This is a genomic window from Paenibacillus sp. FSL W8-0439 (assembly GCF_038008995.1).
Lineage (GTDB): Bacteria > Bacillota > Bacilli > Paenibacillales > Paenibacillaceae > Paenibacillus > Paenibacillus polymyxa.
Genome location: NZ_JBBPAK010000001.1, coordinates 811,728 through 837,877 on the forward strand (window position 1 = coordinate 811,728; position 26,150 = coordinate 837,877).

Consider the following 26,150-nt stretch of genomic DNA (forward strand, 5'->3'; position numbering starts at 1 on the left):
CACAGTAGCTGTGTATATCTTCTATTTTATAGGAGTAAGTAAAAAAACGTAAAAACGATCCTCTTATATATATCCGGTATTTAGCAGAATTTGTCGTTCTACACCGGGATTTTAACACATATATTGTAATATATTGTAGCCTGTGCTTTAATTCAACTAACGGCGTCAAGGAAAGATGATGAGGGGGAGAAGTCCTTGTTAATTGCGTTAAAGGAAAGTGTGCTCCAAGTTCTCCTTGCCGTTATATCGGCGGGTTTTTTCTCTATATTAACGGATTATGGAGACAAGAAAAAGGTTTGGGCAGGCCATCTGCTTCCCGGACCTCATCAAGGCATACTTTATTTGTGTTGCTTGCCAGCCATATTGCTATGTTCGCTCTTTCAATACCAGCCTCCATATGGCCTACCTTCCAATCTCGGTATTATTCCCCTTACTGTGGGCGTCATGTACGGTACACGTCGCACTTCCTTTGTACTCGCTGCTTCTGCATTGACGGGTGTCCTAATTATAGCGCAGTCGATAGAAATGTCCCCAATGTATGTGGGCACTGCTTTTATCCTTTTTCCTTTTATGCTACTGCATGTCAAGTTTTTTCAAAGAGGAACATTGTTGGACAAAAAGCTCGTAATTTTCACATATGTTGTGGCTGATATGCTGCTTAAGGCTTTATTACCGCTATTGTGGGGCAAACAGAACATTTCAGTATACATTCCTGATCTGCTTACAACGTTTTGGAATGTTGCTGTAGGTGTGTTGGCAAGTTTTGCGGTCGTAAGTCTGATGCATAATTCCTTTGAGAAACTGACGCTGCGGCGAGATGTAACTGAGTTTACGAGCAAATATTTAATCGAAGTGGATAAGCTGCGTCAAGTCATGGATTTGATGCCGTTATCTCTTGTTACTTTGGACAGCGAAGAACGAGTTATACATATGAACAAAACGATGCTGGAGCTCTACCGGGACTTCGATCCCTATATTACGCTGCCTGAGGTCGTAGGCCGTCCCTTAAACTCGTTGTACGGTTTTAGCGCTTCGCCTGTAGTTAACGAACGAGTTGCGAAAGCATTGGAAGGAGAAGCAGGCGCTGATTTTATAAATGTATCTCCCAAAGTATTCTTTTCAAGTTTCCTCCCTTTTCGGGATAAACATATGAATCAAACCACAGGCGTCATTATCGCCTTGCAGGACATTACAGAGCTGGAGACGCTCCGCAGTGAGCTGGGCAATTTTGAGAGGCTCAGTCTGGTCGGGCAGATGGCCGCGGGCATTACTCATGAAATACGTAATCCGATGGCGGTTGTGCGCGGGTTTTTACAGCTTATGCGCGAGAAAAGCCCTGATTCTCTAGGCCATTACTACCGCATCGTAATGGAGGAGCTGGATCGGGCGAATGGGATTATTAATGATTTTCTTTCCCTGGCCCAGAATCGGATTGTCGAGAAGGAGCAGTGTCATCTGCATGACATCATTCGTGAACTAACACCTCTATTGTGGGCAGATGCGAACCTGAGGGGGCAGACGATCGAGTTAAAGCTGGAGGATCATGTAACGATGCTGCATCTGAACCCTAAGGAGATCAAGCAATTGCTGCTTAATTTATCGCGTAATGCGATGGAAGCTATGGGGGAAAAGGGCGTGCTGACCATTTCTACTCATGAGGAAGGGGATTTTGTCGAACTGGAAGTGAGGGATACTGGTCCGGGAATTCCGCCAAAACAGCTTGAAAAGCTATTCCAGCCTTTTTATACAACCAAAACGAAAGGTACAGGTTTGGGTCTGGCCTTATGTCAAAGTATAGTGGAGCGTCATCACGGTACGATTGCCGTAGATTCGGTGGAGGGAATGGGCACACAGTTTAAAGTCCGTCTTCGCAGAACCATTCCGACTTATCGGGAGCATTCTGAGCCTCCTGTCATAAATTCGATACAGAAATAATTGTGCAAAGATGTAACCGGATTTTTTGCAAATTACGTGAAAAAGATTGTATAATGGGCTTTAGATGTCCATGCCTTTACTACGGCACAGGATGAAATTAGAAACGTAGTATACATGATTTAATGAAAAGGAGTGAAAGAATATGTCTATGTCTTTCGATCAATATATGAGAGATTCAGTTCAGCCTATGCGCGATGAACTGACGAATCTTGGGATTCAGGAATTGCGTACTTCTGAAGATGTGGAGGCCAAGCTGCCTGATGCTAAAGGTACAGTGCTGGTGGTTGTGAACTCGGTATGCGGTTGTGCCGCAGGCCAATGCCGCCCGGGTATAGCTGAAGCGCTGAAGCATGATATTACGCCGGATCATCTGTATACGGTTTTTGCGGGACAGGATAAGGAAGCAACGGCGAAGGCTCGCGAATTTTTCGCACCGTATCCGCCATCTTCCCCTTCGATCGCGCTGCTGAAAGACGGCGAACTGGTTCACTTCATCGAGCGTCATCAGATCGAAGATCGTTCGGCAGATCAGATTGCTGCTGATTTGACCGGTGCATTTGACCGTTTTTGCCGGTAAGACTGCTCAAGCTATGCCCCCGCATTTTTCGCCTGCGAAACTTGCCGGGGCTTTTGCGTGTTGGCTTGTGAAGGAAATTCCTAAAAAAGAGGTGCTTATCTGATGAGTTTGCAGGAACAGATTATTGCTGAATTGGGAGTACAGCCTACGATCAACGTAGAGGCGGAGGTCCGCAAGCGTGTGGATTTCCTCAAGTCGTACGTAACAAAAACAGGAAGCAAAGGGCTGTTGATCGCCATTAGTGGCGGGATTGACAGTGCCGTAGCTGCCGCCTTGTGCAAGCAGGCTACAGATGAGTTGACGCAGGAGCAAGGGCAAGAATACAAAACGCTAGGTGTATTCCAGCCATATGGTCAACAGGAAGATATCGATCATAGCTACGCAGTGGCTAAAGCGTTCAATTTGAAATATGCTGGGGAAACGAACATTAAGGAAGCCGTGGATGAGGTTGCCGTGGAAGTGGAGCATGCATTAAAGGATATGGGTCTGGAACGTTCCATCACTCCGCAAGTGAGAGGGAATGTAAAGGCAAGAACACGTATGGTGGTTCAGTACGCACTCGCGAATGAACTGAACCTGCTCGTCGTGGGTACAGATCATGCTTCAGAAGCCATTACAGGCTTTTATACCAAATGGGGCGATGGTGCGGTCGATATTACACCGCTCAGTACGCTCAACAAACGTCAGGTACGTTTGTTAGCCAGCTATCTTGGAGTTCCACAGGCTATTTTGGACAAAGCGCCTACAGCAGGATTGTGGGAAGGCCAGACGGATGAAAAGGAACTGGGGATCTCCTACGAAGCAAACAGCGACTATCTGGAAGGCAAGGAAATTGATCCGGCGGACCGCGAAAAGCTGGAAAGCTATTTTACACGTACAGCACATAAGCGGACAAGCATTCCAGGAGTGTAAGCATGAATCATTTTGGAATTGTAAAATGCTAAACTAAATAAATGCGGCGATCCGCCTGGCGGATCGCCGTTTGTATTGAAGGGGCTATTGCCTAATGGTGATCCAGTCAATGAAGCGGCGGGTTTCGGTAATCGCCTGATCCAGTTGAAGACTGCCTCCCTGGAATGGGTGAACCGTGTTAAAAGTATGATTGCCGCCTTGAATTTGTACCCACTCGATATCGGGACGAACGGAGGTGAGTTGGGCAGAGCCTTCCCGTAGACGTTTGGAGTCTTCGGTTCCCTGGATAAGCACAACTGGGAGCTGGCTGTTGGCAAGTCTGTCTACAATGGCAAAACGCTCGCGATTGTGCTCCAGGTCGTCCAGAATGACAGCATCCAGCGGAAGCTGTTGCCCGGTTCTGGCGTTTTGCACATAGCTGCGTCCCTTGGCACGCATTTCTTCTTTTTGCGGTAAAGTAAACAGATCAAGATCTGTTACGCCATTCCATGAAATGACGCCAGCAATCTCGCCGGGATGATCTAGAGCATATACAAAGCAGCTTCCCGCACCTCGGCTATGTCCTAACAGAAGCAACGGCAATTCTCTGAATTCATGGCGTGCTCTCAGATTGGACAGCAATAGTACCAAATCTTCTTGTTCGCGGCTATAGGTATTGCGTGCGAACTTTTCCAGCTCGGTAAAATTCTCCAGATCCTCACCTATGCCATTATGTGAAAAGTTGAAGGTTACCACATGGTTATCCATACTCAATGCTTCTGCTATAAAGGGGAACATACCCCAATCCTTAAATCCTTTGTAGCCATGAGCGATGATGAGCAGGCTTTTGGCCGTATTTTTAGCGGGAAACCAGGAGGCACGGATCACCGCATCTGTTCCTGCATCGGTACCTGCTTCAACCACAATCGTTTCTGACATCCTATCCTTCCTTTCTACGGGAGTTTTTAAACCGGCATATCCGCGAATTTCAAGCATTCACTGATTGCCTCTCTCATTTTAACATATTTTGGTGACGCTTTTACGCCTTTGCGACTCGCCAGGGTGTGGACGCACTGTTACAATAGATCCAGTAAAGTAAAAAAAGGGCGGGGAATACCCAAATGATCTACGGAATTGGACATGATGTGCTGGAAATAAGCCGTATGGCTCATATTCTGGCAGGTAAGTATGCAGATGCATTTTTGAATCGGGTGTTAACCCCGGCAGAACGCGAGCTTGCAGTGGAACGCAAGGGGAGGCTAGCGGAGTTCGTAGCAGGGCGCTTTGCCGCCAAGGAAGCGGTAACGAAAGCCTTCGGCTGTGGAATTGGACAAATCATCGGGTTCAGTGATATGGATATTCTACCTGAACCTGGGGGGAAGCCCGTAGTTTATTTGTCTTCGTCTGCGTGGGATCGACTGAGATTGCCGAATACGGGTGACTCGAATTACAGCATTCACTTGAGTATTACACATCAGCCTAACATTGCCTCTGCTTTTGTGATTGTCGAATATAAGGAGACGTGATGGGATGACTACAAATACATTGGAACAAAAGCGTTATTTTAGCTTTGAACTGTTGAATTGGTATACACGTAACAAACGCGACTTGCCGTGGCGCCGCCATCGCAATCCTTTTTATATCTGGATTTCGGAAATTATGCTTCAACAGACACGTGTCGATACGGTCATTCCGTATTTTAATCGCTTTATTGCACGTTTTCCGACGATTGAAGCGCTGGCGGAAGCGCCCGAGGAGGATGTGCTCAAGCTATGGGAAGGGCTGGGGTATTATTCACGGGCCCGGAATTTGCAAACGGCAGCGAAACAGGTAGTTGAGCTTCACGGTGGGCAGGTGCCGGATGATACGCAGGCTGTTGCGGCACTGAAAGGTGTAGGTCCATATACGACGGGGGCCATTATGAGCATTGCCTTTAATCGACCAGAGCCTGCTGTAGACGGGAATGTGATGCGTGTGCTGTCACGTTATTTCCTCATTGAAGAGGATATTATGAAGGGTAGCACGCGGTCGCATATGGAAAGTCTGGTCAGGGAGCTGATTCCCGAAGGGAGAGCCTCTGATTTTAATCAGGCGCTGATGGAACTGGGAGCGCTAGTCTGCACGCCAAAGTCGCCCCATTGCCTGACCTGTCCGGTCATGGAGCATTGCTCGGGCAGGCTGGCAGGCCGCGAGGAGACGCTGCCAGTCAAAACAAAAGCGAAGCCGCCGCGCCTGGAGCCACGCTCCGTCGCCCTCATCGAGGGCAGCGGCGCGAACGCAGGTCGCCTGCTTGTACGGCAACGCCCGGCCAAGGGCCTGTTGGCCCGCATGTGGGAGCTGCCGCATGAGCTTGCCGGGCCGGAGGGCTACAACGGCCCGGTGCCGGATGAGCCAGCCATGGACCATCTGGCGGCTCATTTGTTGGCAGAGGGCGTGCATGCGCGCCCGGTGCGGTTTGTACGTGAGGCGGAGCACACGTTCAGCCACATTCACTGGAACCTGCGTGTGTTCCAGTGTGAAGAGGTCGCCTCCCCTGCCGGGAAGGCGGGCGAACAGCCGCTGGCTGCCGAGCAGCGGGCCAGCTACAGCACCGCGGCGAAGCCAGGTGCGTTGATTGCGCTCGCTGAGCAGGCGGATCAGGCGAGTAGCACCTTGCCAGCGGGGTACCGCTGGATCAGTGAGGCAGATATGTCCACCTTGGCGTTCCCCAAGGTGTTCCTTGATCTGATCACCGAGTATTATACGAAGCAAAATGGGAACTGATGTTGATAAAATAGCGGCAGTATGGACTTGAGGTTACTCCATGCTGCTGCTATTTTTTTGTTTCTGGAATGAAAATGCCTAACTTAGTTACGAACAAAGCGTGTTATTTCTGGTGATGTTTTCGGTATTCGGATGGGGTCAATTTGTTGACCGTTTTGAACATCTTGGAGAATAGGAGTACATCTTTATACCCTACAGACCGAGCAATATCTCCGATTTTCAGGGAAGTATTTTTTAATAGGGAGCATGATTTTTCAATCCTCAAATGCAATAAAAATTCCTGCGGTGACTTATTGAGTTGCTGTTTAAATAAACGATGCAAATACGAACGGTCAATTGAAATGTACTTGGCAATGTCACTTACGGTAATGAAATGTGAATAGTTTTGCTGAATAAAGAGAAGCGCTTCTTTAATATACCGCTGCTGTCTTACCTCATTGTTGACTTCCTGATTAGGATAAAGTTCAAACATCAGATATAGAAATTCATACAACTTGGATGCAAGCAGCAGGTCTTTGTTGGATTTCAGCGTAGAAGAAACGACGATGCTCTCCATACAGCGGGCAAGGCTGCCCTCGGCTTCGAACTGGAAAATGGGATTATCCCTATTGATACAGGTTCGGCTTAGATATTCTTTGGCTTGCACCCCATTAAAACCGATCCAGGCATATTCCCACGGGTCGACTTCATCCGCTTCGTAGTAAATTAAAACCTTCGGCTCAATAAAGAAAGCATCGTTTTTCTCCAAATGATAGATTTTATCATTGACTTTAAAGATCCCTTTTCCTTTTAAAATAAAATGCACCATATACCCGCTTCGAATGGCTGGACCATAAGAGTGTTTGCTGGTACAGCTCTCTTTGCCACATGTGTATAAATTAAGATCCAGGTTGTTATAGGAATGATTGGAAAAATGCGAACTCATTTGGTTTCACCTCTTAATTCATCTCTGCATATTATCACACCGTTTCATATAGAGTCTACATTATTCCATATAATTATTAAAACTATTCAATTATTATTAGGGTGTAAGAAACAAGGAAACAACATAATTTATACTTCTTGAAAATATTACTATTGGCGCTACAAGGGGGTCACTATGGCTATAATCATCGATAAAGAGAAGCTTTTATTCCATTTACAAGGCAGCAATACGAGTTATGTCATGCAGGTTATACGAGATGGTTATTTAGCCCATTTGTATTGGGGAAAGAAAATTCAGAACTATCGGGGGAGCAATAAAATTATCTTTATGGATAGAGGATTTTCACCCAATCCGGATGGGGCGGATCGAGCCTTTTCACTGGATACCATCCCGCAGGAATATCCGTCATTTGGAAATAGTGATTTCAGGATTCCTGCGTATCAGCTTCAATTGGAGAATGGTTCTACGGTGACAGATTTTCGGTATAAAGAACATCGGGTTTACCAAGGCAAACCAAAATTGAAAGGGCTTCCTTCTACGTATGCGGAGGATGATGGCGAAGTAGAAACACTGGAAATCATCCTTGAAGACCCATTAATTGATGTAAAGGTTGTACTATCCTATAGCCTATATCAAAAGTGGGATGTCATTACCCGTTCAGTCCGTTTCGATAATGAAGGTCAGCAGCAGCTAAAGTTGCTTAGAGCATTAAGTGCTAGTGTGGATTTTCGTGATGATGAGTATGAACTCATTACCTTGTACGGTGCGCATAATAATGAAAAAAATATAGCAAGACGAAAAATTTTACCCGGGATTCAAATGGTAGACAGCTGCCGCGGAGCCAGCAGCCCTCAACAAGCACCCTTTATGGCACTTGTAAGGGAAGGAACAGATGAAGAACAGGGCGAAGTGTACGCCTTTAATATGGTGTACAGCGGGAACTTTACGGCCCAGACTCAGGTTGATTCCTATCGGAACACTAGAGTTACGATGGGGATTAATCCTTTTGATTTTACATGGTTGCTTGAACCAGAGGAATCCTTCCAAACGCCAGAAGTCGTCATGGTATACACCGAAAATGGCTTGGGTGGTATGTCGAGAATTTATCATGATTTATACAGGAACAGATTATGTCGTGGACCATTTCGTGACAAGGAGCGGCCGATCCTGATTAATAACTGGGAAGCCACCTATTTTGACTTTGATGCCGACAAGATTGAGCAGTTGGCCAAGGAAGCTCAAAGTGTAGGAGTGGAGCTGTTTGTATTGGATGATGGATGGTTTGGAAAGCGTGATGATGACAATACTTCATTAGGCGATTGGGTGGTGGATCGTCGCAAACTTCCAGATGGCTTGCCGGATCTTGCCAACCGCATTCGAAATTTGGGTATGGAGTTTGGCTTGTGGTTTGAACCTGAAATGGTATCCATAGACAGCGATTTATACAGAAAGCATCCCGATTGGTGTATCCATGTCCCTGATCGTCCGTATACGTTGGGCAGAAATCAGCTTATGTTGGATTTATCGAGGAAGGAAGTGTGTGAGTACATCGTTAAGTCGGTTTCCGACATTTTATCGGATGTTCCAATTACTTATGTGAAATGGGACATGAATCGTCACATGACAGATGTGGGTTCGGCCGCTTTACCACCTGAAAGACAAAGGGAGACGGCGCATCGTTATATTCTGGGGCTCTACAGTGTTATGGAAGAGCTTACATCGAAGTTTCCTCATGTCTTATTCGAGAGCTGCTCTAGTGGAGGAGGCCGTTTTGATGCCGGTATGCTCTATTACATGCCTCAGACCTGGACAAGTGATAATACGGATGCCATTTGCCGACTGAAAATTCAATGGGGAACAAGTCTTGTCTACCCTCCGATTACGATGGGCGCACACGTCTCCACGGTACCTAACCATCAAGTGGGCAGAATAACTCCATTGGAGACCAGAGGTTATGTCGCCATGGCCGGGAATTTAGGATATGAGCTGGATCTGACGGTATTAACCGTTGAAGAAAAAGAAGTGGTAAAACAACAGATAGCTCTGTATAAAGAAATGAGATCGCTCATTCAGTTTGGAAAGTTTTACAGAATTATTAATCCATTTGATGAAAATGAAGCCGCATGGAGCTTTGTGTCAGAGGATCAAACGGAAATGGCGGCCAGCTATTTCAAGGTTTTATCCCAACCGGCTGCTGCGATTAAAACGTTAAAATTCAAAGGTCTGAATCCAGACTACGTTTACAGAAATATAGAAACGGGTGAGCTGTTCGGTGGTGATGAATTAATGCATGTTGGCATAACGCTTGCCAGGGTGAAGCAGGACTTTTTAGGCATGTTCTGGAGATTTGTTAAAGAGGACATCTGATTCAGCTAGAGGAGGTTTTACTAGATGGAAGCAAAAGAAAAGCAGTATAAGCAAATATCTCAAGAAATTTTAAAATATATCGGTGGTGAAGAGAACATTATCGGTGTGGCCCATTGTGCCACAAGACTAAGAATTGTCCTTGAGGACAATGAAAAAGCGGAATTAAAGAAGATTGAAGATATTGATCTGGTTAAAGGTGTTTTCATAGCAGGGGATCAACTGCAGATCATTTTTGGAGCAGGGTTGGTCAATAATATCTATGCTGTGTTCTCCAAACTGACTGGAACGGAAGATATGTCATTAAGTGATGTCAAATCGAAGTCCGCACAAAAGCAAAATCCTTTTCAGAAAGCGATTAAATCCCTGTCAGATGTCTTCATTGAGATCATGCCTGGAATTCTTGCCGCCGCATTGTTAATGGGGATAACCGGTCTTCTAGGTCAAAAGGGGCTATTCGGCCCTAAATCGATTGTGGAGATGTATCCAACTTTCCAAGGGATCAATCGCTTTGTTCAGATCGTTTCCACAGGGATTTTCACCATCCTCCCGCTGCTTGTTGTGTATTCTGCAACCAAGAGATACGGTGGTCGTCCAATTCTCGGGCTTGTGCTAGGTGCGATTATGCTTCATCCGGCCTTGGCGGATGCTTTTGAGGTAGCTAAAGGAAGCCAAAATCCGGAATCGATCAGTCTTTTCGGGCTTCCCGTACAGTTGGTTGGCTTCCAGGGCGGTATTATTATTGCTCTAATGATGGGATATGTGGTAGCCAAGTTGGATCAGTTTTTTAACAAAAAGGTTCCAGACATGATTAAACTATTTTTGGCCCCTTTGCTGACGGTCTTTGTTTCTTCCCTGCTTCTGTTTACCATTATCGGTCCTCTTGGGAGAGAGTTGGCCAGTCTGGTGACTGTTTCGTTGCTCTGGATGACGCAAAACCTAGGGATATTCGGCTTTATGTTTTTTGCAGGTATTCAGCAGATCATCGTTATTACGGGTTTGCACCATGTTATGGGCGCGGTAGAAGCACAGTTGTTAACCGATACAGGCAGAAATTTTATTAATCCGTTGGCATCGGTAGCTTTGATGGCTCAAGGGGGCGCCGTTTTGGGGTATGTTCTTTTGAATCGCAAAGACACCAAGGTTAAAGAACTGGGTTACTCTGCATTCGGGTCTGTACTTTTTGGAATCTCGGAACCAGCCATCTTCGGGGTCACTTTAAAGTATAAATTCCCTTTAATTGCTGGTTGCCTTGGAGGAATGGTTGCAGGGGCATATGTATATTTAAGCAAGCTGACAGCCATAGGATTCGGAACCACGGCTCTTCCTGGCTTTGCAATTGCAGCATCAGATAACCACGGTCATATCAATTATCTTGTTGCTCATCTGATTGCCCTGTTATGCGGAGCATTATTTACATTGGCTTACGGTATGATCAAGAGCAAGAGGTCAAAAGTAATATCTTAAGGAATGAATCGAAGTTTATGAATAAAAAGGAGTAGAAAGAGCTTGCAGGCTCTTTTCTACTCCTTTTTATTTGGGGGTATCGTACTTATAGGGAGGGATCGCTCTCAATCAGCCCTTTGCCGATTACATTGGCTGATACCGGAGGCTTGCCGAGCTCGCGCGACCATACGGATAACTGCCCGATATGATGAATCTGATGGGCAATGACATGGCGCATTACCTCGCCCCAGGCATCAATCGCAATTCTGCCGTCCGGGAGGTGATCTTCAAACCTTTTTCGTTCCAGACCTTCATGCCAGGCGAGTACGAACGGCTCTACATCGAGTCGAAACTTTGCATCCAGCTCGCGGACTTTATCCAGCGTATTATACTGAGAGAAGTCTTCCTGAAAATCAGGTTTGCCTTGAATGATTTGAATCCAGCTCCATTCTACATCAACGATATGAAAGAGCGTTTTTAGAATTCCGCCAACCCCGCCGATGCGTTCTTTCAGCAGTTCCTCCTGCGGCACCTCTTCACACCAGCGGTACCATTGTTCCCGAATCATCCAATTGTAACGAAAAAAAGTCTGCATCCATTACCCTCCAGGGACTGTAATAAAAAATGGTTTCCACCAGTTTACCACAGAATGCCAAAAGGGCTGTCTCATTCGTAGAAAATCTACTTTTGAGACAGCCCTCGTGATTCAGGATAAGAATGTTGCTACTGGCTTATTTCTTTGCAGCAGCGTAACGTTTGTTGACTTCATCCCAGTTGATTACATTGTAGAAAGCTGCAATGTAGTCTGGGCGTTTGTTTTGATATTTCAGGTAGTAAGCATGCTCCCAAACATCCAATCCAAGAACCGGAGTCAGACCTTCGAACAGCGGGCTATCTTGGTTTGGAGTGCTAGTGATCGCCAATTTGCCGTCTTTGCCGACAACCAGCCAAGCCCAGCCGCTACCAAAACGAGTTGTAGCTGCTTTAGTGAAGTCTTCTTTAAACTTGTCATAGCCGCCCAGTTCGTTGTTGATGGCTTCAGCAATTGCACCTGTTGGCTGTCCACCGCCGTTAGGAGCGATAACTTCCCAGAACAGGCTGTGGTTGTGGTGTCCACCACCGTTATTGCGAACCGCAGTACGGATGCTTTCAGGAACGCTGTCCAGATTGGAGATCAGATCCTCCAGGCTTTTGCTTTGCAGTTCAGGAGCGCTCTCCAGAGCTGCATTTAAGTTCGTAACATATGTGTTATGGTGACGATCATGGTGAATTTCCATTGTCAGTGCATCAAAGTGTGGTTCCAGTGCGTCTTTTGCGTAAGGAAGTTCTGGTAATTGAAATGCCATAATAAAATCCCTCCTGGTTATATGGTTGGGTAAGTGTTCCTATGTAATAATACCCTCGATAGTTATATTAAACCGCATTCGGCCTATTTTTTCAACATTTTTGTTTGTAAAATACCAAACTGAGCAATAGGGCCTGGTAGCTAGCATGTCCAAAAACCCGATTGGAATACGTAATACATAGGTAATAAGAGGTAAATTTGCCCCTCAAAAATGTAAACGCTTTATATACAGCGCTTACATGAGAAAAAAGGATGTATTCCGTCAAAAAGTATGGTTTAATGGTCAAGGAAGCAGAATTTTGGGCTTTTTTGTCGTCTGCTATAAGCTGTCATGTCTATGACATGACGAACTTGAGGGCACACACCCTTTTCCTGTTCTTCATTTCATATATAGCAGATCGTATGCATTTTTATCATAATGCCTTGTGATTAACACCATGATAAGCGCTTTATGGATTTATGTAAAAATGACGGTGCTGTCTCAATTTTTTTATTATGCTTACGAAAAGGGAGATATTACTTATGCACGTTCGTTCCTTTCAATTAAGTGATGTGAATTCAGTAACGGAACTCATGCAAATTGCCTTGTCAGAGGAGTGCTACAAAGAGACGGTGGGTGCTTTTGCCCGTCAGCTTTCGTGGGATTCCGGTTTGATCGTCGTTGCCGAAGAAGAGGGAGAGATCGTTGGTGCCCTGATTGGCACGATTGATCAGAATCATGGTTGTTATTATCGTATTGCTATTCACCCGGATCATCGTCGGATGGGAATCGGGAAATCGCTTGTGGAGTCCATGGAGCAGCGTTTTCAGCAACGTAAGGTTAGCCGTATTTGGGTAGCAGGGGACAAGCATAACAGTGCGGCCATGCCGTTGTACGAAGCTATGGGCTACGGAGCAAGCCAGATTTTACAGGCGTTTCAGAAGCTGAGTATTTTGGCACCTCATTAATCGGTATTCGATATACAGAAACGAAGTATAATATTTACATTTAGAGCATATCTGAGTAACCGTTGCAATCGGGTACGGGATATGCTTTTCTATTTATAACAGGGTTGAGGAGGTTAATTATGGACGCTTTGGCTCCTTCGTCAGACCCGCTTCCTTCACCGGAAACGTCCAAACAGGCAGGTCGCTCTGGTTACATACGCGATTGGTTAGTCACTCTGCTGATCGCGATGGTTGTCTTACTGCTTCTGAACCTGTTTGTATTTAACTTGTCTACGGTCAGAGGACATTCGATGCAGCCGACGCTAATGGAAAGCCAGCATTTGTTCGTTAACAAGCTGGTTTATAATTTTCATGATCCGGGAAGAGGGGACATTGTGATTTTAAAAGATCCCGATTCCAAACTGTCCAGCCCAAGATTTTTAGTGAAAAGAGTCATAGGTATTCCCGGAGATGTCATTCGGATTGAGCATAATCATTTATATGTAAACGGTGAGCTGCTAAATGAACCGTACACCAACTCGGACGTGGAGGATGGTGATTACGGTCCTTTTACGGTGGAGCCAGAACACTTCTTTGTCATGGGAGATAATCGCCATACGGCTGCAAGCAAGGATAGCCGGTACTTTGGCAGCGTTAAGTCTGAAGATTTACTGGGACGTGCAGAGTTTATATTTTGGCCGATCTCGGAGTGGAAGTGGCTATAGAGCAGTTATGAGTCTGAAATCAATGCGGAATACGTGCGACCCGATCAGAGCTACAACGGATCAGCGATTCCCAATCAGGAAAGGAAGAGGACGATGAAAGAAGTGATGGTTTATACCGACGGTGCTTGTTCGGGGAACCCGGGCCCAGGGGGCTGGGGGATTGTTTTGCTGTATGGAGAGCATCGTAAGGAGCTGTCGGGTGCCGAAAAGATGACGACAAACAACCGCATGGAGATCAAGTCGGTGATTGAAGCGCTGAAGCTGCTCAAGGAGCCGTGCCGTGTAAAAGTACACAGTGACTCTGCCTATGTCGTCAATTGCTTCAAACAAGGCTGGATTAAGAATTGGCTCCGTAATGGCTGGCGCAACAGTAAAAATCAGCCGGTGGAGAACAAGGAACTTTGGGAAGAACTATGGGCACTAATGGGTAAGCATGAGGTTGAATATGTGAAGGTGAAGGGCCACAGTGACAACGAACTGAATAATCGCTGTGATTTTCTGGCGACGAGTGCTGTTAAAAATTTACGGTAGCATCTGCTGCTATTTTCTGTTGAAATTTGAGATAGGAGAATGATACATCATTCTCCTATCTGTCACGAAGAATTGTGAAAGAGAGGTGAGTATCGGATGCAACGCGAACTAACTCGGACGGCGACCGGAACGGCTTCGACTTGGGCTTCGCTCAAGCAGGAAATTATTGAGGCAGCTCCAGGGCTGGGGATTGATTCCATCGGGTTCGCATCCGCCGATCCCTTTCTGTCTCTGAAAGCTATATTGGAAGAGCACCGTGCTAAAGGCTATGAATCCGGCTTTGAGGAGCCCGATATTGATAAGCGTATCTATCCAGAGCTGTATGGCTCGCAGCCCGCATCCCTGATTGCCATTGCGGTGGCGTATCCTTCGAAAATGAAGGACCCGCCGAAGTCGGACAAGGGAAAATACCGTGGTATTATGGCGCGTTCAGCCTGGGGCAAAGATTATCATCTGGTACTGCGGGAAGCGATGGAAAAGCTGGAGGCTTTTATAAGTGAGCGGGTACCTGATGCACTTTTGAAAAACATGGTGGATACCGGAGAATTGTCAGACCGAGCCGTTGCGGAACGCGCAGGAATTGGCTTTAGCGGCAAAAATACGATGATGATATCACCGACACTGGGGTCATGGATTTATCTCGGGGAGCTGTTGACGAACATTCCCTTCCAGCCCGATGAACCGGTTACGGATGGTTGCGGAGAGTGCACCAAATGTTTGGATGCATGTCCTACCGGTGCGCTTGTAGGTCCGGGACAGCTGAATGCCCAGCGGTGTGTGTCCTTTTTGACGCAAACCAAGGGCTTTTTGGACGAGGAGTTTATGCTGAAAATAGGGAATCGGCTGTATGGATGTGATACGTGCCAAATCGTATGTCCCAAAAATCGAGGCCTTAACTGGGATCATCATCCCGAGCTTACACCCGATCCTGAAATTGTAAAGCCGTTGCTGTTACCATTACTGGATTTGAGCAATCGCGAATTCAAAGACCGGTTTGGTCAAAGTGCAGCGGCTTGGCGGGGGAAGAAGCCGATTCAACGCAATGCAGTCATTGGTCTTGGAAATTTCAAGGATGTTAGCGCGGTGCCCAAATTGACGGAGGTTTTATTGGATGATCCGCGTCCCGAGCTGCGAGGCACGGCGGCGTGGGCTTTGAGTCGAATAGGAGGGGAAAACGCTATGACAGCGATCAAGCAAGCATCAGAGAAGGAACAACATGAGCAAGTACGCGAAATGATCGCGCAGGCGCATTCCAAGCTAGCGGAACAAGAGCAGGCAGAGCAGCAAACTTCTGCTGAATTAAAGACGGAGGATTCACAGGGTCCAACTAAGATTTATTATGACGAAATGGAGACGCCTGTGGGCACTCTGACGCTGTGTGCTACGGATCGAGGGCTATGCCGAATTGACTATGGCTCTTTTTATGCGAAGGAAGCATTGCTTCAGCAATGGGCCCGGACATGGGTCGGGGAATATGTCTATGTACAGGAGCCGGAAAAGCTGCGCGAAGCTGCAGAACAACTGCGTGAATATTTTGCGGGAGAACGACGGGAATTCAGTATAGCCTATGATTTGAGAGGCACTCCTTTTCAAGAGCAGGTATGGCGCGCACTGCAAAATATTCCGTACGGACAAAGTGTGTCCTATCAAGATATTGCAGAATCGATTGGACGAGCCAAGGCGATACGTGCTGTCGGCGAAGCCAATAACAAAAATCCATTGCCTATCCTGTTTCCATGCCACCGTGTATCGGGTGCAAACGGTAGTTTGGTTGGCTATGCCGGAGGCTTGCCAGTCAAAATGAAGCTGCTGGATTTGGAGAAGGAATAAGGACATATGTTTGCAAAAAGTAATTTGCTAGCTGTCCCATGTTTTGCTATGATAGGTTCGTGTAATTCAAGATGTCTCATATAAATATACAGAGGTGACGACTTCGTGGTGTGGAATATTGTCATTCCGATTATTACCCTGATTGTTGGCTTGGTCGGGGGATTTTTCATCGGTGCTTATTATCTTCGCAAACAGCTTGAAAAGATGCAGAACGACCCTGAAACGCTGCAAAAAATGGCCAAACAGATGGGCTACAACCTGAATGGGAAACAAATGCAAAAAGCCCAGCAGATGATGAAGAACCAACAGTTCTCCAAAAATCAGCCTGGTGCGCGTAAAAATCAGGGCCGTCGGAAATAATGAGCAACGTGAGTACGGATGCCGCATGAGGTTGCTGCATAGAGGAGGATTACTGTGGCTGGCGTAAAAGATTATATTAACCGCAAAGCTGCGGATAACCGGGATAAAATCGAGTACCATGTGGAGCAGATTTTAAAACTGATCGGTGAGGACCCCAAGCGTGAAGGTTTGTTGGAAACACCAGCACGCGTTGCGCGCATGTATGAGGAAATATTTGCGGGTTATGAGGTTGATCCACGAGATGCGCTGGGTGTGACATTTGACGAGAATCACGAGGAGCTTGTAATCGTGAAGGATATTGTCTACTACAGTCAGTGTGAACACCATATGGCTCCTTTCTTCGGAAAAGTGCATATCGGCTATGTACCCAGCGGTAAAATTGTAGGACTAAGCAAGCTAGCCCGTTTGGTGGAGGCGGTGACCCGCCGATTGCAGGTACAGGAGCGTATTACATCGCAGATCGCTGATATTTTAAATGAAGCGGTTTCCGCTCACGGAGTTATGGTGGTCGTGGAAGGCGAACACTTGTGCATGTGTGCCAGAGGTGTCAAAAAGCCTGGCAGCAAAACGGTAACGTCTGCCGTACGCGGTACGTTCCGTGATAATGCAGCACAACGCGCAGAGTTCTTGTCCCTGATCAAGGAATAATTGAACAGAATGCAATGGTTAGTGATAAAAAAAGGGTGGTTTACGCATAGGCGTAGCCGCCTTTTTTTGTTAACATCGGTAATAGTGACAATGGGATAGCTACTGTGAAGAAGATGAAATAAAAAAATAGCAGCATGCTGCCTTGAAAATTACGATTAGCCTATGGATAACAGTTATTTTTAAGATAGGGGATAACGTATGGACCATATACATAGCTCAACAGAAATAACAACAGCATTGCCTGAGTTGCAATGGTTGGAAACGCCACTGATGACTACTCAGGAAGACGTATTGTTTCCGCTGGCTTGGGAGGAGCTGGCTTGTCGGCAAGTAGGGAAAGGAGCTGCGCCCATTTTGCATGTATGGCGGCATCCGGCAGCGCTTGTGATTGGTCACCGGGACCGCAGGCTTCCCAACGCTCCACAGGCGATGGAGCGAGTGCGTAGTTCAGGAACGTCGGTATGCGTGCGTCCTTCAGGCGGAGCAGCCGTCATGCTGGACAGGGGGGTACTGAACCTGTCCTTAATCCTACCGAATCCGCAGCGGGCCATCAGCCTGCATGAGGATTTTCGGCTCATGGCAGGGCTGATTGCCGATGCGCTGGCCCCGTGGTCTGCCGAGGCGCAGACTGGAGAAATCATCGGGTCCTTCTGTCCCGGGGATTACGATGTGAGCGTCCGAGGACGCAAGTTTTGCGGCATTGCGCAGCGGCGTCAAGCCAAGGCGTATATCATCACGGCCTTTGTGATGATTGAGGGCCACGGAGCAGAGCGCGCACAGGCGGTGCAGCAGTTTTATCGGGAGGCAGCCGGGGATACACCGGCAGGCGTGCAGCAGCCGGATTATCCCCGGGTTAATCCGGCAACGATGGGCAGCCTGGCAGAGCTGGCCGGAGTGCCGTCTGTCGAGGCGTACACAGCATCGCTACGCCGTGTAGTCGAGAGTCGGGCGGCCATTTTGCCTGCCGATGGCTCGCTGGTGCAACCGGAAGAATTGACTGGACAAATAGAAGCGCTCAGAGAGCGATACGATTTGCAGGTGTAGTTTATTTTAGCTTAGAATGGTTGCCATCTCAGCTTGGAGGCTTGAGCGTAGCGCGCTTCCACTTCAGGCCAGTTGACGACATGCCACCAATCTTCGATGTATTTATTGCGTTCAGCCTGATGCTTTAAGTAATATGCGTGTTCCCACACATCGATCGCCAGCAGCGGAATAGACTCCCATTGAGTTAGGTTCTGGTGCTTTTCGGCCTGCAAAATTTCAAGCCGCCCGGCGCGCGGACTCCACACCAGAATGGCCCAGCCGCCGCCCTCGACCTTTTCGGCTGCTGAACTAAATTGCTTTTTGAAGGCATCGTAGCTGCCAAAATCCTTTTTAATCTGTTCAGCCAGCGGTCCGCTTGGATTTCCACCGCCTTGAGGGCTCATGATCGTCCAAAAAAGAGTATGCAGATAATGACCTGCACCGTTAAATGCCAGTTCACGTTCCCAATGCTTTACGAGGTCAAAATCACCTGTTTTTCGGGCTTCTTCCAGTTTCTTTTCCGCTTTATTCAGATCATTCACATAGCTCAAATGATGCTTGTCATGGTGAATACGCATCGTTTTTTCATCAATGTACGGTTCAAGCGCATTATAAGGGTAAGGAAGCGGAGGGAGCCGATGTCCGCCAATAGGGACCGGGCGACCGATTAAGGACTTTTCTGCTGGCGAAGGTTGAGCCTGGCCGGACTGGACGCCTTTAGTAGCCCCAGAACCTTCTCCTCTCATGCCGGCATGCCGCTCTCGAAACGCTTGTTCCGGGTAATCCTTACCCTCTGCCGCTACATGATACAGCCCAGCGGCTCGCGCGATGGAGCCGGGCTCTTGAAAGGGAGTGGTTGAGATCAGGAAATATTGACTTTCATGTGCTGCGTGTATTACAACTCCGGCGGATTTTGGCTGTTGACGCAATGCATGACTGTGTTCAGTCAGCAAACCTAGCTGCCGTACATATTCTTGTGATTGACGGTTCGCGGTTTGCAGCAAATCGTCCAATCGACGATTTAATTCCTGTGAGGCAGGCTGTGAATTCAAGCCTGATTCAGACAACGATTTCTCTCCAGTCGCTGATGCGTCTGATCCCCTTGAATGTGCTGATGATTCATCCAGCTGGTGTGTATGTGCTTGAGGAACAGACGACTCTTTTTTCCATTGATGCTGCCATGCCTGTTCTGCCGGATCAAGCGCGCTCCGTTGCTCTTCGAGCAGCTCGATGGCGGTGCGTTCCGTTTGTTCGAATACGGTTCGCCAATCATCCAGCAGCCGCACATAAGCAGGTTCTAGCCCTTCAGTAGCAGATTTAATTACTTCCACGTGCCAACTTTCCTGCTGCTTCCAATGACGAATTTCCTCCAGCACACGTAAGGGCAGGAAAGACCCATAAGTACTCAGCATTCGTTTTTACCTCCCGTATCCCGCTATGGCTATCCGGCAGATCTAGCAGATCTGTCCTGGATGCATATGTACCCAGTATATTCGCCGTCTCACCGTGAATATGTCTATGAACTTCCTTCATCAGGTTATACCTGTTGCGCAGAACAATAATTACTCATGGAAAATAAAAAAAGAAGCCCGTCTACGGCACGGGTTAAGTGTCCATAGGCAGGCTTCTTTAAGACGATGATTACTTGTTTTGAAAATAATTTCTTACTTCGTAGTCGTTTGTTTATGGGCAGCAGCAGTGGTTTTCTTGTCCTCCAGCTCCTGCACACTGCTTAGAAATGTCGATACCCGTCGCAAATATTCACGGGGATGCTCTCTGAAAATAAGCTCATGTATCCCGTTTTTGACAATCCATACACTGGAAAGCGGGTTGGTTTGATTGGCAGCAAGCTTTTCCGCAATGGGGTAAGGAGCCTTTTCATCCTGTGTACCATGCACAAACATGATTGGAAACGGATAGTTCTCCTTTTTAACCTCTTGATATGGAATCTGATGCAAGCTGGTGCCGTTTAAGACTGGAAACAGCAACTCCAAAATTTCCAAAGACGGATGTCTCGGCAGATTAATTTGATTGTGAATGTTATGGTACAGTGTATCTGGCTCCAGCAGGAAGGTACTGTCCAAAATCATTGCGTCCACATCCTTGGTTTGCAAGCCCGCCTGAAGAGCGGTTCCTGCTCCCATAGAAAAGCCCCATACGATAATTTCCGACGAGCCGCGTTGCTTCGCAAGCTGAATCGCTCCAAGAAGCTGCTGGGATTCCGCCTTACCTCCGGTTGCGACGGCCTTGCTGTTTTGTGACGCGAATCCATAATCAAACATGACCACATTAAAGTTCAGACTGTGGGCATAATGCGCCAGATCATACATGGGAATCCAGCTTTCTTCGCGATTAGCCCCGTAACCATGACTGAAAATAATGGTTTTCCGCGATTGATCCGCCGGGATATACCAGCCTTGTACGATGCGGCTACCATCCTTGGCTGGGAAGCTGACATCTTCATAAGGCATGCCTTTGGCCTGCATCGGATTAGAGTACAAGGGTGCGACGGTGGGATTCGTAAGCACCCAGGCGATGTAAGCATGCAAGGCAATAAAGCAAAACAACAGAAAAAATACGACCGACAGCAGCAGAGCAATCACAACGTGCTTGAACCGCAGCATACGGGGATTAAAGAGTGGGGTGGACGGCTCCTGAACAGCGGTCTGTAGCTGAGCGTTGCGCTGGGATGTCGAAATCATGTAAGAGCCTCCTTATATAAAATTGATCTTCGAATCATAAAATTTAGGTATAATTCCACTTGAAAATAGTAGGGTATGTCCGTATAGATACCTATTATCGTATGATGGCTATTATCCAAAGTCAACGCCTGAACCGGAAAAGTAAAAATGATGCAAAGAATTGTCGATGTTTGTTCTTGTTCTGTAATATGGTTGTCACAAAAACATCGGTTTACAGTAGCCGCGACTATTCTATATAATTTATGTAACCATGTTTCATAGTGTGAAACGAATATGGATACAAGAGGAGCGGTTCACGATGGAAGACCGTAAATTAACCGTCCGCGCTGTAGAGCGTGCACTTGATATACTGCTGTGTTTTACCGCAGAATCTGATCTTGGTCTAACGGAGATTGCCTCCCAAATTGGTCTACATAAAAGCACTGTTCATCGTCTTTTGACTACGCTGGAGGATCGGGGATTTGTCGTTCGGAATGCCGCAACGGAAAAATATAGGCTTGGTTTTCGCATATGGGAGCTGTCCACGCATCTGTCCCAAAGCGATGAGCCGGCGGTGTTGTTACAGCCTGCAATGGAAGGACTGCGTGATCGCTTAGGGGAAACGGTCAGCTTGTACCTGCGGGATGGAAGCATGCGTATTCGCATACAAGCCGTGCAGAGCAATCAGGCGATCCGTAGGGTTGCGCCTGTGGGTGCGCGTATGCCGCTGGCTGTGGGAGCCTCCAGCAAGGTGCTGGCGGCCTTTATGCCACCGCAGGAGCTGGAGGTATTGCTAAGCAGTGAAGAATGGCCACCTTCGGTAGACCCGGATGTTTATAAAGCCCAGCTGCAGGACATCCGTGAGAAGGGCTATGCGACCAGCTATGAAGAACGTGAGCCAGGAGCTGCGGCTGTGGCCGCGCCTATTGTGAACCGAAAGGGACAGGTCACGGCGGCTTTATCTGTATCCGGCCCGGTCAGTCGACTTGCGCCCGAGACGCTGCATGAGTTTGCACCGATTTTGATCGAAGCAGCCAAGGAAATGGGGCTTATGCTTCCGTGACAGTAATCAATACAAAAGGAAAGCATACAAGGGTTGCCAAAGCTATAAATTTAAAGTAGTCTGATAGAGATGGCGGGATGTCTGTTATAGCCGCCAATTCATGTGAATAGAAAGTATCACAGTTACTAGGGGAGCCTGTAATGCGGGCTGAGATGGAATCAGGCAAGATTCCGGACCCTTTGCACCTGATCTGGATCATACCAGCGTAGGGAAGTAATCGGCCATTGAAATGTATACGCAGCTGCTGTCTACGGCCGCGCATTGGAATATGATTATTCCACGTGCGATCGGTTTGGATAGCTGTTTCGTTTGATTAGCCGGTTCCCTAGGGAACCGGCTTTTTTGCATAGATCAGCGCCACCCTGGGAATGGTTCCGGATCGGTGTGTCATTTCAACGATACGGGAGGAATGGATCATGAAACCGACAGAAACAAAAGGAACGAAAGAAACAGGAATGAAATCAGCAGATGCAGGATTGGCGGGAATAATAGAAGTAGAGGGAGAGAAAGCCAAAGCGGAGCAAGCCAGTGGGCTAAAGCCCTTTCCGGGGAGCCGTAAGGTGTATATTCAAGGTTCTCGGCCGGATATTGCTGTGCCTGAGCGTGAAATCGCGCTACAACCCACACATACGCCGCAGGGCACCGAGCATCATGAGCCACTGCGTGTGTATGATACCAGCGGTCCGATGACGGACGAAGCCTACCAGGTCGACATCCGTCAGGGATTGCCACCATTACGGCGAGCTTGGGCACTGGAACGGGGAGATGTGGAGGCTTATGAGGGCCGCGCCGTCAAGCCGGAGGATAACGGGATGAAGCCTGGTTCCAAACGGGAGACAGTGGAATTTCCCGGCGTGACCAACCGTCCGCTACGGGCTTCGCAAGGGCGTACTGTGACGCAAATGTACTATGCGCGGCAAGGGATCATTACGCCTGAAATGGAATTCGCGGCGATCCGCGAAGGTGTAGAGCCCGAGTTTGTACGACAGGAGCTGGCGGCTGGACGAGCTATTTTACCTTCAAATATCAATCACCCGGAAAGCGAACCCATGGTCATTGGACGCCATTTTCACGTAAAGATCAATGCGAACATTGGGAATTCCGCAGTTTCGTCCTCCATTGAGGAAGAAGTGGAGAAGATGACCTGGGCTGTACGCTGGGGATCAGACACGGTCATGGACCTGTCCACAGGTCGTAATATCCATACGACGCGCGAATGGATCATCAGGAATTCGCCTGTACCGATTGGAACGGTGCCGCTATATCAGGCACTAGAAAAGGTGAACGGCGAAGCTGAGAAGCTGACGTGGGAACTGTATCGAGACACGCTGATTGAGCAGGCGGAGCAGGGAGTGGACTATTTTACAATCCATGCAGGTGTATTGCTGCGATATATACCGATGACGGCGAATAGAATGACAGGAATTGTGTCCCGGGGCGGGTCGATTATGGCAGCCTGGTGCCTCGCGCACCATCAGGAGAATTTTTTGTATACGCATTTTGAAGAAATCTGTGAAATTATGAAAGCCTACGATGTGGCTTTTTCCCTCGGGGATGGTCTGCGTCCAGGGAGTATCTATGATGCGAATGATGAAGCACAATTTGCGGAGCTGGAAACGTTGGGCGAGCTCACGCAAATCGCATGGAAGCATGATGTCCAAGTCATGATTGAAGGGCCAGGACATGTCCCTATGCACAAAATCAAGGAGAATGTGGATTTACAAATGGAGATTTGTAAGGAAGCTCCCTTTTATACTTTAGGGCCGCTGACGACGGATATCGCACCAGGATATGATCATATTACCTCAGCTATCGGGGCGGCGATGATCGGTTGGTTCGGGACGTCCATGCTGTGCTACGTTACACCGAAGGAGCACTTGGGTCTGCCGAACAAGGATGATGTCCGCGAAGGAGTTATTACCTACAAAATTGCCGCACATGCTGCCGATCTGGCGAAGGGTCATCCGCGGGCACAGCAGCGGGATGATGCTTTGTCCAAGGCGCGTTTTGAATTCCGCTGGCGCGATCAGTTCAATCTCTCGCTTGACCCTGAGCGGGCATTGTCCTACCATGATGAAACGCTACCAGCAGAGGGGGCCAAGGAAGCCCACTTTTGCTCGATGTGCGGTCCCAAGTTTTGCAGTATGCGTATCACGCAGGACATTCGTGCCTATGCGGCCGATAAGGGACTGAATACTGAGGAAGCCGTTGCCGCCGGGATGCGAGAGAAGGCAGAGCAGTATCGGGAAGCTGGGCAGTAAAAATCGGTAGCGATACAAAAGTCAATCAACTGGGAAGCCTCAACGAAAATTACAGTTAAGCTCGTCAGAGGTTTATTTCCATAAACGTATGAGCAAGGTTTAGAAACGCGTGAGTAAAAAAAGGCCGTGGTTCTCTACAGTCGATGTAGAAAACTACGGCTTTTCAACTTATGTAAAACGGGATCATGCTACCGGATTAACGGAGCTTTATTTTTTACCCATTTTTTCATTCAAAATGTCCTGAAAGCTGAGCTTCTTCTCCGAGCTGTCTTCTTTCTTCTGCATACTCACCGCGTTGGCACGTTGGTATTGGTGGTGAAAAGGCATCAGGGTGTGGACAGTTAAGTTCATTGTATTCATGTGGTCATTCCTCCAATTCCATTTTGTCAAATTCAGATTGAGTTGCTTAGGACGTCTGTATAGGACTATGTATATGTACTTGATGTCGTAATGCCGTGTAGGTTGCTTGGTAATGTTTCAATCATTATACCCGCATTTATCCAAAGTAAAACGCTTTTGACATAAAACAGGAAGATGGTCGTATGTGTCCAAAATGTGTATTAGGAGGATGGTCATTTTAGGGGAAAATGTGCCTAGGGCCTAAACAAGGGCTAGAGGCCCGTTTTCTCAGTTTAGTAGTCGGGATTGTGTTTTTTTGTCGAATAACCTTGTATTAGCGGAATTTTGCGGAATTATAAGGTTGGACTAAGGCAGTCTGGTGGCGAATTAAAGTGTCAAAGATGTATTGACTTTATGTTGGGTAGTAGATACCATGAACTGGTTGTCAGCGTATTTTGGCAAGAAGAGTCAGCCAATCCATCTGGCAATTCATCCGTTGAAATGTTAGAGAGAGGATTAGAGCATATATGAAAAAAAGTATTGCAGATATCGTATTTATTATTCTGGGTGCGTTTTTTTTCGCGCTCGCTGTTAATCTGTATGTGATCCCGAATGAATTTGGTGAGGGGGGCGTTACAGGGGTCACGATCATCTTGTACTACCTGTTTCAGTGGTCTCCCTCGATCGTCAATCTGGTCATTAATGGCTTGCTGCTGATTGTCGGATATAAATTTTTGGACAAGAGAACGACTCTGTATACTATAATTGCGGTCGCTTTTAACTCGCTGTTTTTACATTTAACAGTCAACTGGCGGATTGATTCGCATGAGCCGACGATTAATGCCGTATTTGCCGGAGTTTTGGTAGGGGTTGGCATTGGCTTAATTGTACGGGTCGGTGGTACAACGGCAGGAACAGTCATTTTAGCCCGGATTGCTAACAAGTATCTGGATTGGAATATCAGCTATGCCTTGTTGTTTTTTGATCTGATTGTCGCCTTCTCTTCCTACTTTATTATTGGCCCGGAAAAATTAATGCTAACTATCGTTATTTTGTACGTCGGTACGAAAGTTATGGATTTCATGATTGAAGGATTGAATCCGAAAAAAGCGGTCATGATCATTTCGGAGCATCAAGACAAAATTGCTGAGATGGTCATTACGCAGATGGACCGTGGAGTTACCGTCCTGTCAGGCCACGGATATTACACCAAAAATCCGAAAGAGGTCCTATATATCGTCATTAGCAAACAAGAGGTGTCGGCGCTTAAAAAGATTGTAAAAGCTATCGATACAGCAGCATTTATCACCATTCATGACGTACGGGACGTATTCGGAGAGGGCTTTTTGGATATTTCGAAGTAATTAAAGCGTGTGAAGGTAAGGTTATAAGAGAACGTGGCTAGAAGTCGGTCCTGAGAGGATCGACTTTTTTTGTCCTGTTTGTTGCCTTACATAGGGCCTCATACAGATAAAAAACACCCCTGAATCGCAGATGAATCTGCAATCAGGGGTGT

General features: G+C 47.2%; 24 protein-coding genes and 1 riboswitch. Of the genes, 17 read left to right on the plus strand and 7 right to left on the minus strand.

The features are described 5' to 3' along the window. Positions 1 to 195 precede the first annotated feature (195 nt). From MKX36_RS03650 to nadE, 3 genes are all read left to right on the plus strand, one after another. A complete protein-coding gene (locus tag MKX36_RS03650) occupies positions 196 to 1,935 on the plus strand; it encodes a two-component system sensor histidine kinase NtrB (protein ID WP_090891318.1) in 1,740 nt (579 codons plus the stop codon). 142 nt (positions 1,936 to 2,077) lie between these two features. Continuing rightward, on the plus strand, positions 2,078 to 2,512 hold the full coding sequence (locus MKX36_RS03655; RefSeq protein ID WP_016819348.1) for a BrxA/BrxB family bacilliredoxin: 435 nt from the start codon (positions 2,078 to 2,080) through the stop codon (positions 2,510 to 2,512). A 102-nt stretch (positions 2,513 to 2,614) separates the two neighbouring features. Then, the gene (gene nadE / locus MKX36_RS03660; RefSeq protein ID WP_044788140.1) at positions 2,615 to 3,424 is read left to right on the plus strand and encodes an ammonia-dependent NAD(+) synthetase; all 810 of its coding nucleotides are present in this window, start codon (positions 2,615 to 2,617) and stop codon (positions 3,422 to 3,424) included. Positions 3,425 to 3,508: 84 nt separating this feature from the next. Here nadE and MKX36_RS03665 read toward each other — a convergent pair whose 3' ends face one another. Then, on the minus strand, positions 3,509 to 4,342 hold the full coding sequence (locus MKX36_RS03665) for an alpha/beta hydrolase family protein (RefSeq protein WP_340864235.1): 834 nt from the start codon (positions 4,340 to 4,342) through the stop codon (positions 3,509 to 3,511). A gap of 182 nt (positions 4,343 to 4,524) precedes the next feature. Between MKX36_RS03665 and acpS the strand changes: the two genes are divergently transcribed. Further along, positions 4,525 to 4,929 (plus strand): holo-ACP synthase, encoded by a 405-nt coding sequence (gene acpS / locus MKX36_RS03670; RefSeq protein ID WP_016819345.1) that lies wholly within the window; start codon positions 4,525 to 4,527, stop codon positions 4,927 to 4,929. A gap of 4 nt (positions 4,930 to 4,933) precedes the next feature. Continuing rightward, positions 4,934 to 6,166, plus strand: a complete 1,233-nt coding sequence (gene mutY / locus MKX36_RS03675; RefSeq protein ID WP_340864236.1) for an A/G-specific adenine glycosylase — start codon at positions 4,934 to 4,936, stop codon at positions 6,164 to 6,166. Between the two features lie 103 nt (positions 6,167 to 6,269). Here the strand turns inward: mutY and MKX36_RS03680 are convergent, their stop codons facing one another. Then, positions 6,270 to 7,091, minus strand: a complete 822-nt coding sequence (locus tag MKX36_RS03680; RefSeq protein ID WP_164965345.1) for an AraC family transcriptional regulator — start codon at positions 7,089 to 7,091, stop codon at positions 6,270 to 6,272. A 174-nt stretch (positions 7,092 to 7,265) separates the two neighbouring features. On the opposite strand from MKX36_RS03680, the gene MKX36_RS03685 reads away from it, so the two are divergent. Further along, on the plus strand, positions 7,266 to 9,458 hold the full coding sequence (locus tag MKX36_RS03685; RefSeq protein ID WP_340864237.1) for an alpha-galactosidase: 2,193 nt from the start codon (positions 7,266 to 7,268) through the stop codon (positions 9,456 to 9,458). 24 nt (positions 9,459 to 9,482) lie between these two features. Beyond that, a complete protein-coding gene (locus MKX36_RS03690; RefSeq protein ID WP_340864238.1) occupies positions 9,483 to 10,922 on the plus strand; it encodes a PTS transporter subunit EIIC in 1,440 nt (479 codons plus the stop codon). An 85-nt stretch (positions 10,923 to 11,007) separates the two neighbouring features. Here the strand turns inward: MKX36_RS03690 and MKX36_RS03695 are convergent, their stop codons facing one another. After that, positions 11,008 to 11,496 carry a DinB family protein gene (locus MKX36_RS03695; protein WP_340864239.1) on the minus strand — a complete coding sequence of 163 codons (489 nt, stop codon included), beginning with the start codon at positions 11,494 to 11,496 and terminating at the stop codon, positions 11,008 to 11,010. A gap of 136 nt (positions 11,497 to 11,632) precedes the next feature. Continuing rightward, positions 11,633 to 12,247: a superoxide dismutase gene (locus MKX36_RS03700; protein WP_016819339.1), complete on the minus strand. Its 615-nt coding sequence runs from the start codon at positions 12,245 to 12,247 to the stop codon at positions 11,633 to 11,635. Positions 12,248 to 12,768: 521 nt separating this feature from the next. Here MKX36_RS03700 and MKX36_RS03705 point away from each other — a divergent pair. From MKX36_RS03705 to MKX36_RS03735, 7 genes are all read left to right on the plus strand, one after another. Beyond that, positions 12,769 to 13,194 (plus strand): GNAT family N-acetyltransferase, encoded by a 426-nt coding sequence (locus MKX36_RS03705; RefSeq protein WP_013369410.1) that lies wholly within the window; start codon positions 12,769 to 12,771, stop codon positions 13,192 to 13,194. Positions 13,195 to 13,313: 119 nt separating this feature from the next. Beyond that, entirely contained in the window at positions 13,314 to 13,898 is a 585-nt protein-coding gene (gene lepB / locus MKX36_RS03710; protein ID WP_016819338.1) for a signal peptidase I, read from the plus strand. 93 nt (positions 13,899 to 13,991) lie between these two features. Continuing rightward, complete coding sequence (gene rnhA / locus MKX36_RS03715; protein ID WP_016819337.1) at positions 13,992 to 14,429, plus strand: ribonuclease HI; 438 nt, start codon at positions 13,992 to 13,994, stop codon at positions 14,427 to 14,429. A gap of 96 nt (positions 14,430 to 14,525) precedes the next feature. Next, positions 14,526 to 16,259: a tRNA epoxyqueuosine(34) reductase QueG gene (queG, locus tag MKX36_RS03720; protein WP_025364019.1), complete on the plus strand. Its 1,734-nt coding sequence runs from the start codon at positions 14,526 to 14,528 to the stop codon at positions 16,257 to 16,259. Positions 16,260 to 16,364: 105 nt separating this feature from the next. Further along, complete coding sequence (locus MKX36_RS03725; protein WP_013369414.1) at positions 16,365 to 16,619, plus strand: YneF family protein; 255 nt, start codon at positions 16,365 to 16,367, stop codon at positions 16,617 to 16,619. 54 nt (positions 16,620 to 16,673) lie between these two features. Next, a complete protein-coding gene (folE, locus tag MKX36_RS03730) occupies positions 16,674 to 17,267 on the plus strand; it encodes a GTP cyclohydrolase I FolE (RefSeq protein ID WP_013369415.1) in 594 nt (197 codons plus the stop codon). A gap of 198 nt (positions 17,268 to 17,465) precedes the next feature. Next, the gene (locus MKX36_RS03735) at positions 17,466 to 18,311 is read left to right on the plus strand and encodes a lipoate--protein ligase family protein (protein ID WP_340864240.1); all 846 of its coding nucleotides are present in this window, start codon (positions 17,466 to 17,468) and stop codon (positions 18,309 to 18,311) included. 11 nt (positions 18,312 to 18,322) lie between these two features. Here MKX36_RS03735 and MKX36_RS03740 read toward each other — a convergent pair whose 3' ends face one another. Both MKX36_RS03740 and MKX36_RS03745 read right to left on the minus strand, forming a co-directional pair. Continuing rightward, positions 18,323 to 19,702, minus strand: a complete 1,380-nt coding sequence (locus MKX36_RS03740) for a Fe-Mn family superoxide dismutase (protein ID WP_019686141.1) — start codon at positions 19,700 to 19,702, stop codon at positions 18,323 to 18,325. 252 nt (positions 19,703 to 19,954) lie between these two features. Further along, complete coding sequence (locus MKX36_RS03745; protein ID WP_017428436.1) at positions 19,955 to 20,992, minus strand: alpha/beta hydrolase; 1,038 nt, start codon at positions 20,990 to 20,992, stop codon at positions 19,955 to 19,957. Positions 20,993 to 21,290: 298 nt separating this feature from the next. Here MKX36_RS03745 and MKX36_RS03750 point away from each other — a divergent pair, with 298 nt between their 5' ends. Together MKX36_RS03750 and thiC are read left to right on the plus strand one after the other, a co-directional pair. Then, positions 21,291 to 22,034, plus strand: a complete 744-nt coding sequence (locus tag MKX36_RS03750) for an IclR family transcriptional regulator (protein ID WP_340864241.1) — start codon at positions 21,291 to 21,293, stop codon at positions 22,032 to 22,034. A 117-nt stretch (positions 22,035 to 22,151) separates the two neighbouring features. Continuing rightward, positions 22,152 to 22,263, plus strand: a riboswitch (TPP riboswitch). A 187-nt stretch (positions 22,264 to 22,450) separates the two neighbouring features. Then, positions 22,451 to 24,295 carry a phosphomethylpyrimidine synthase ThiC gene (gene thiC, locus MKX36_RS03755; protein ID WP_340864242.1) on the plus strand — a complete coding sequence of 615 codons (1,845 nt, stop codon included), beginning with the start codon at positions 22,451 to 22,453 and terminating at the stop codon, positions 24,293 to 24,295. Between the two features lie 207 nt (positions 24,296 to 24,502). Here thiC and MKX36_RS03760 read toward each other — a convergent pair whose 3' ends face one another. Further along, entirely contained in the window at positions 24,503 to 24,655 is a 153-nt protein-coding gene (locus MKX36_RS03760; RefSeq protein WP_010348453.1) for a hypothetical protein, read from the minus strand. A gap of 506 nt (positions 24,656 to 25,161) precedes the next feature. Here MKX36_RS03760 and MKX36_RS03765 point away from each other — a divergent pair. Then, positions 25,162 to 25,998 (plus strand): YitT family protein, encoded by an 837-nt coding sequence (locus MKX36_RS03765; RefSeq protein WP_013369422.1) that lies wholly within the window; start codon positions 25,162 to 25,164, stop codon positions 25,996 to 25,998. Positions 25,999 to 26,150 lie beyond the last annotated feature (152 nt).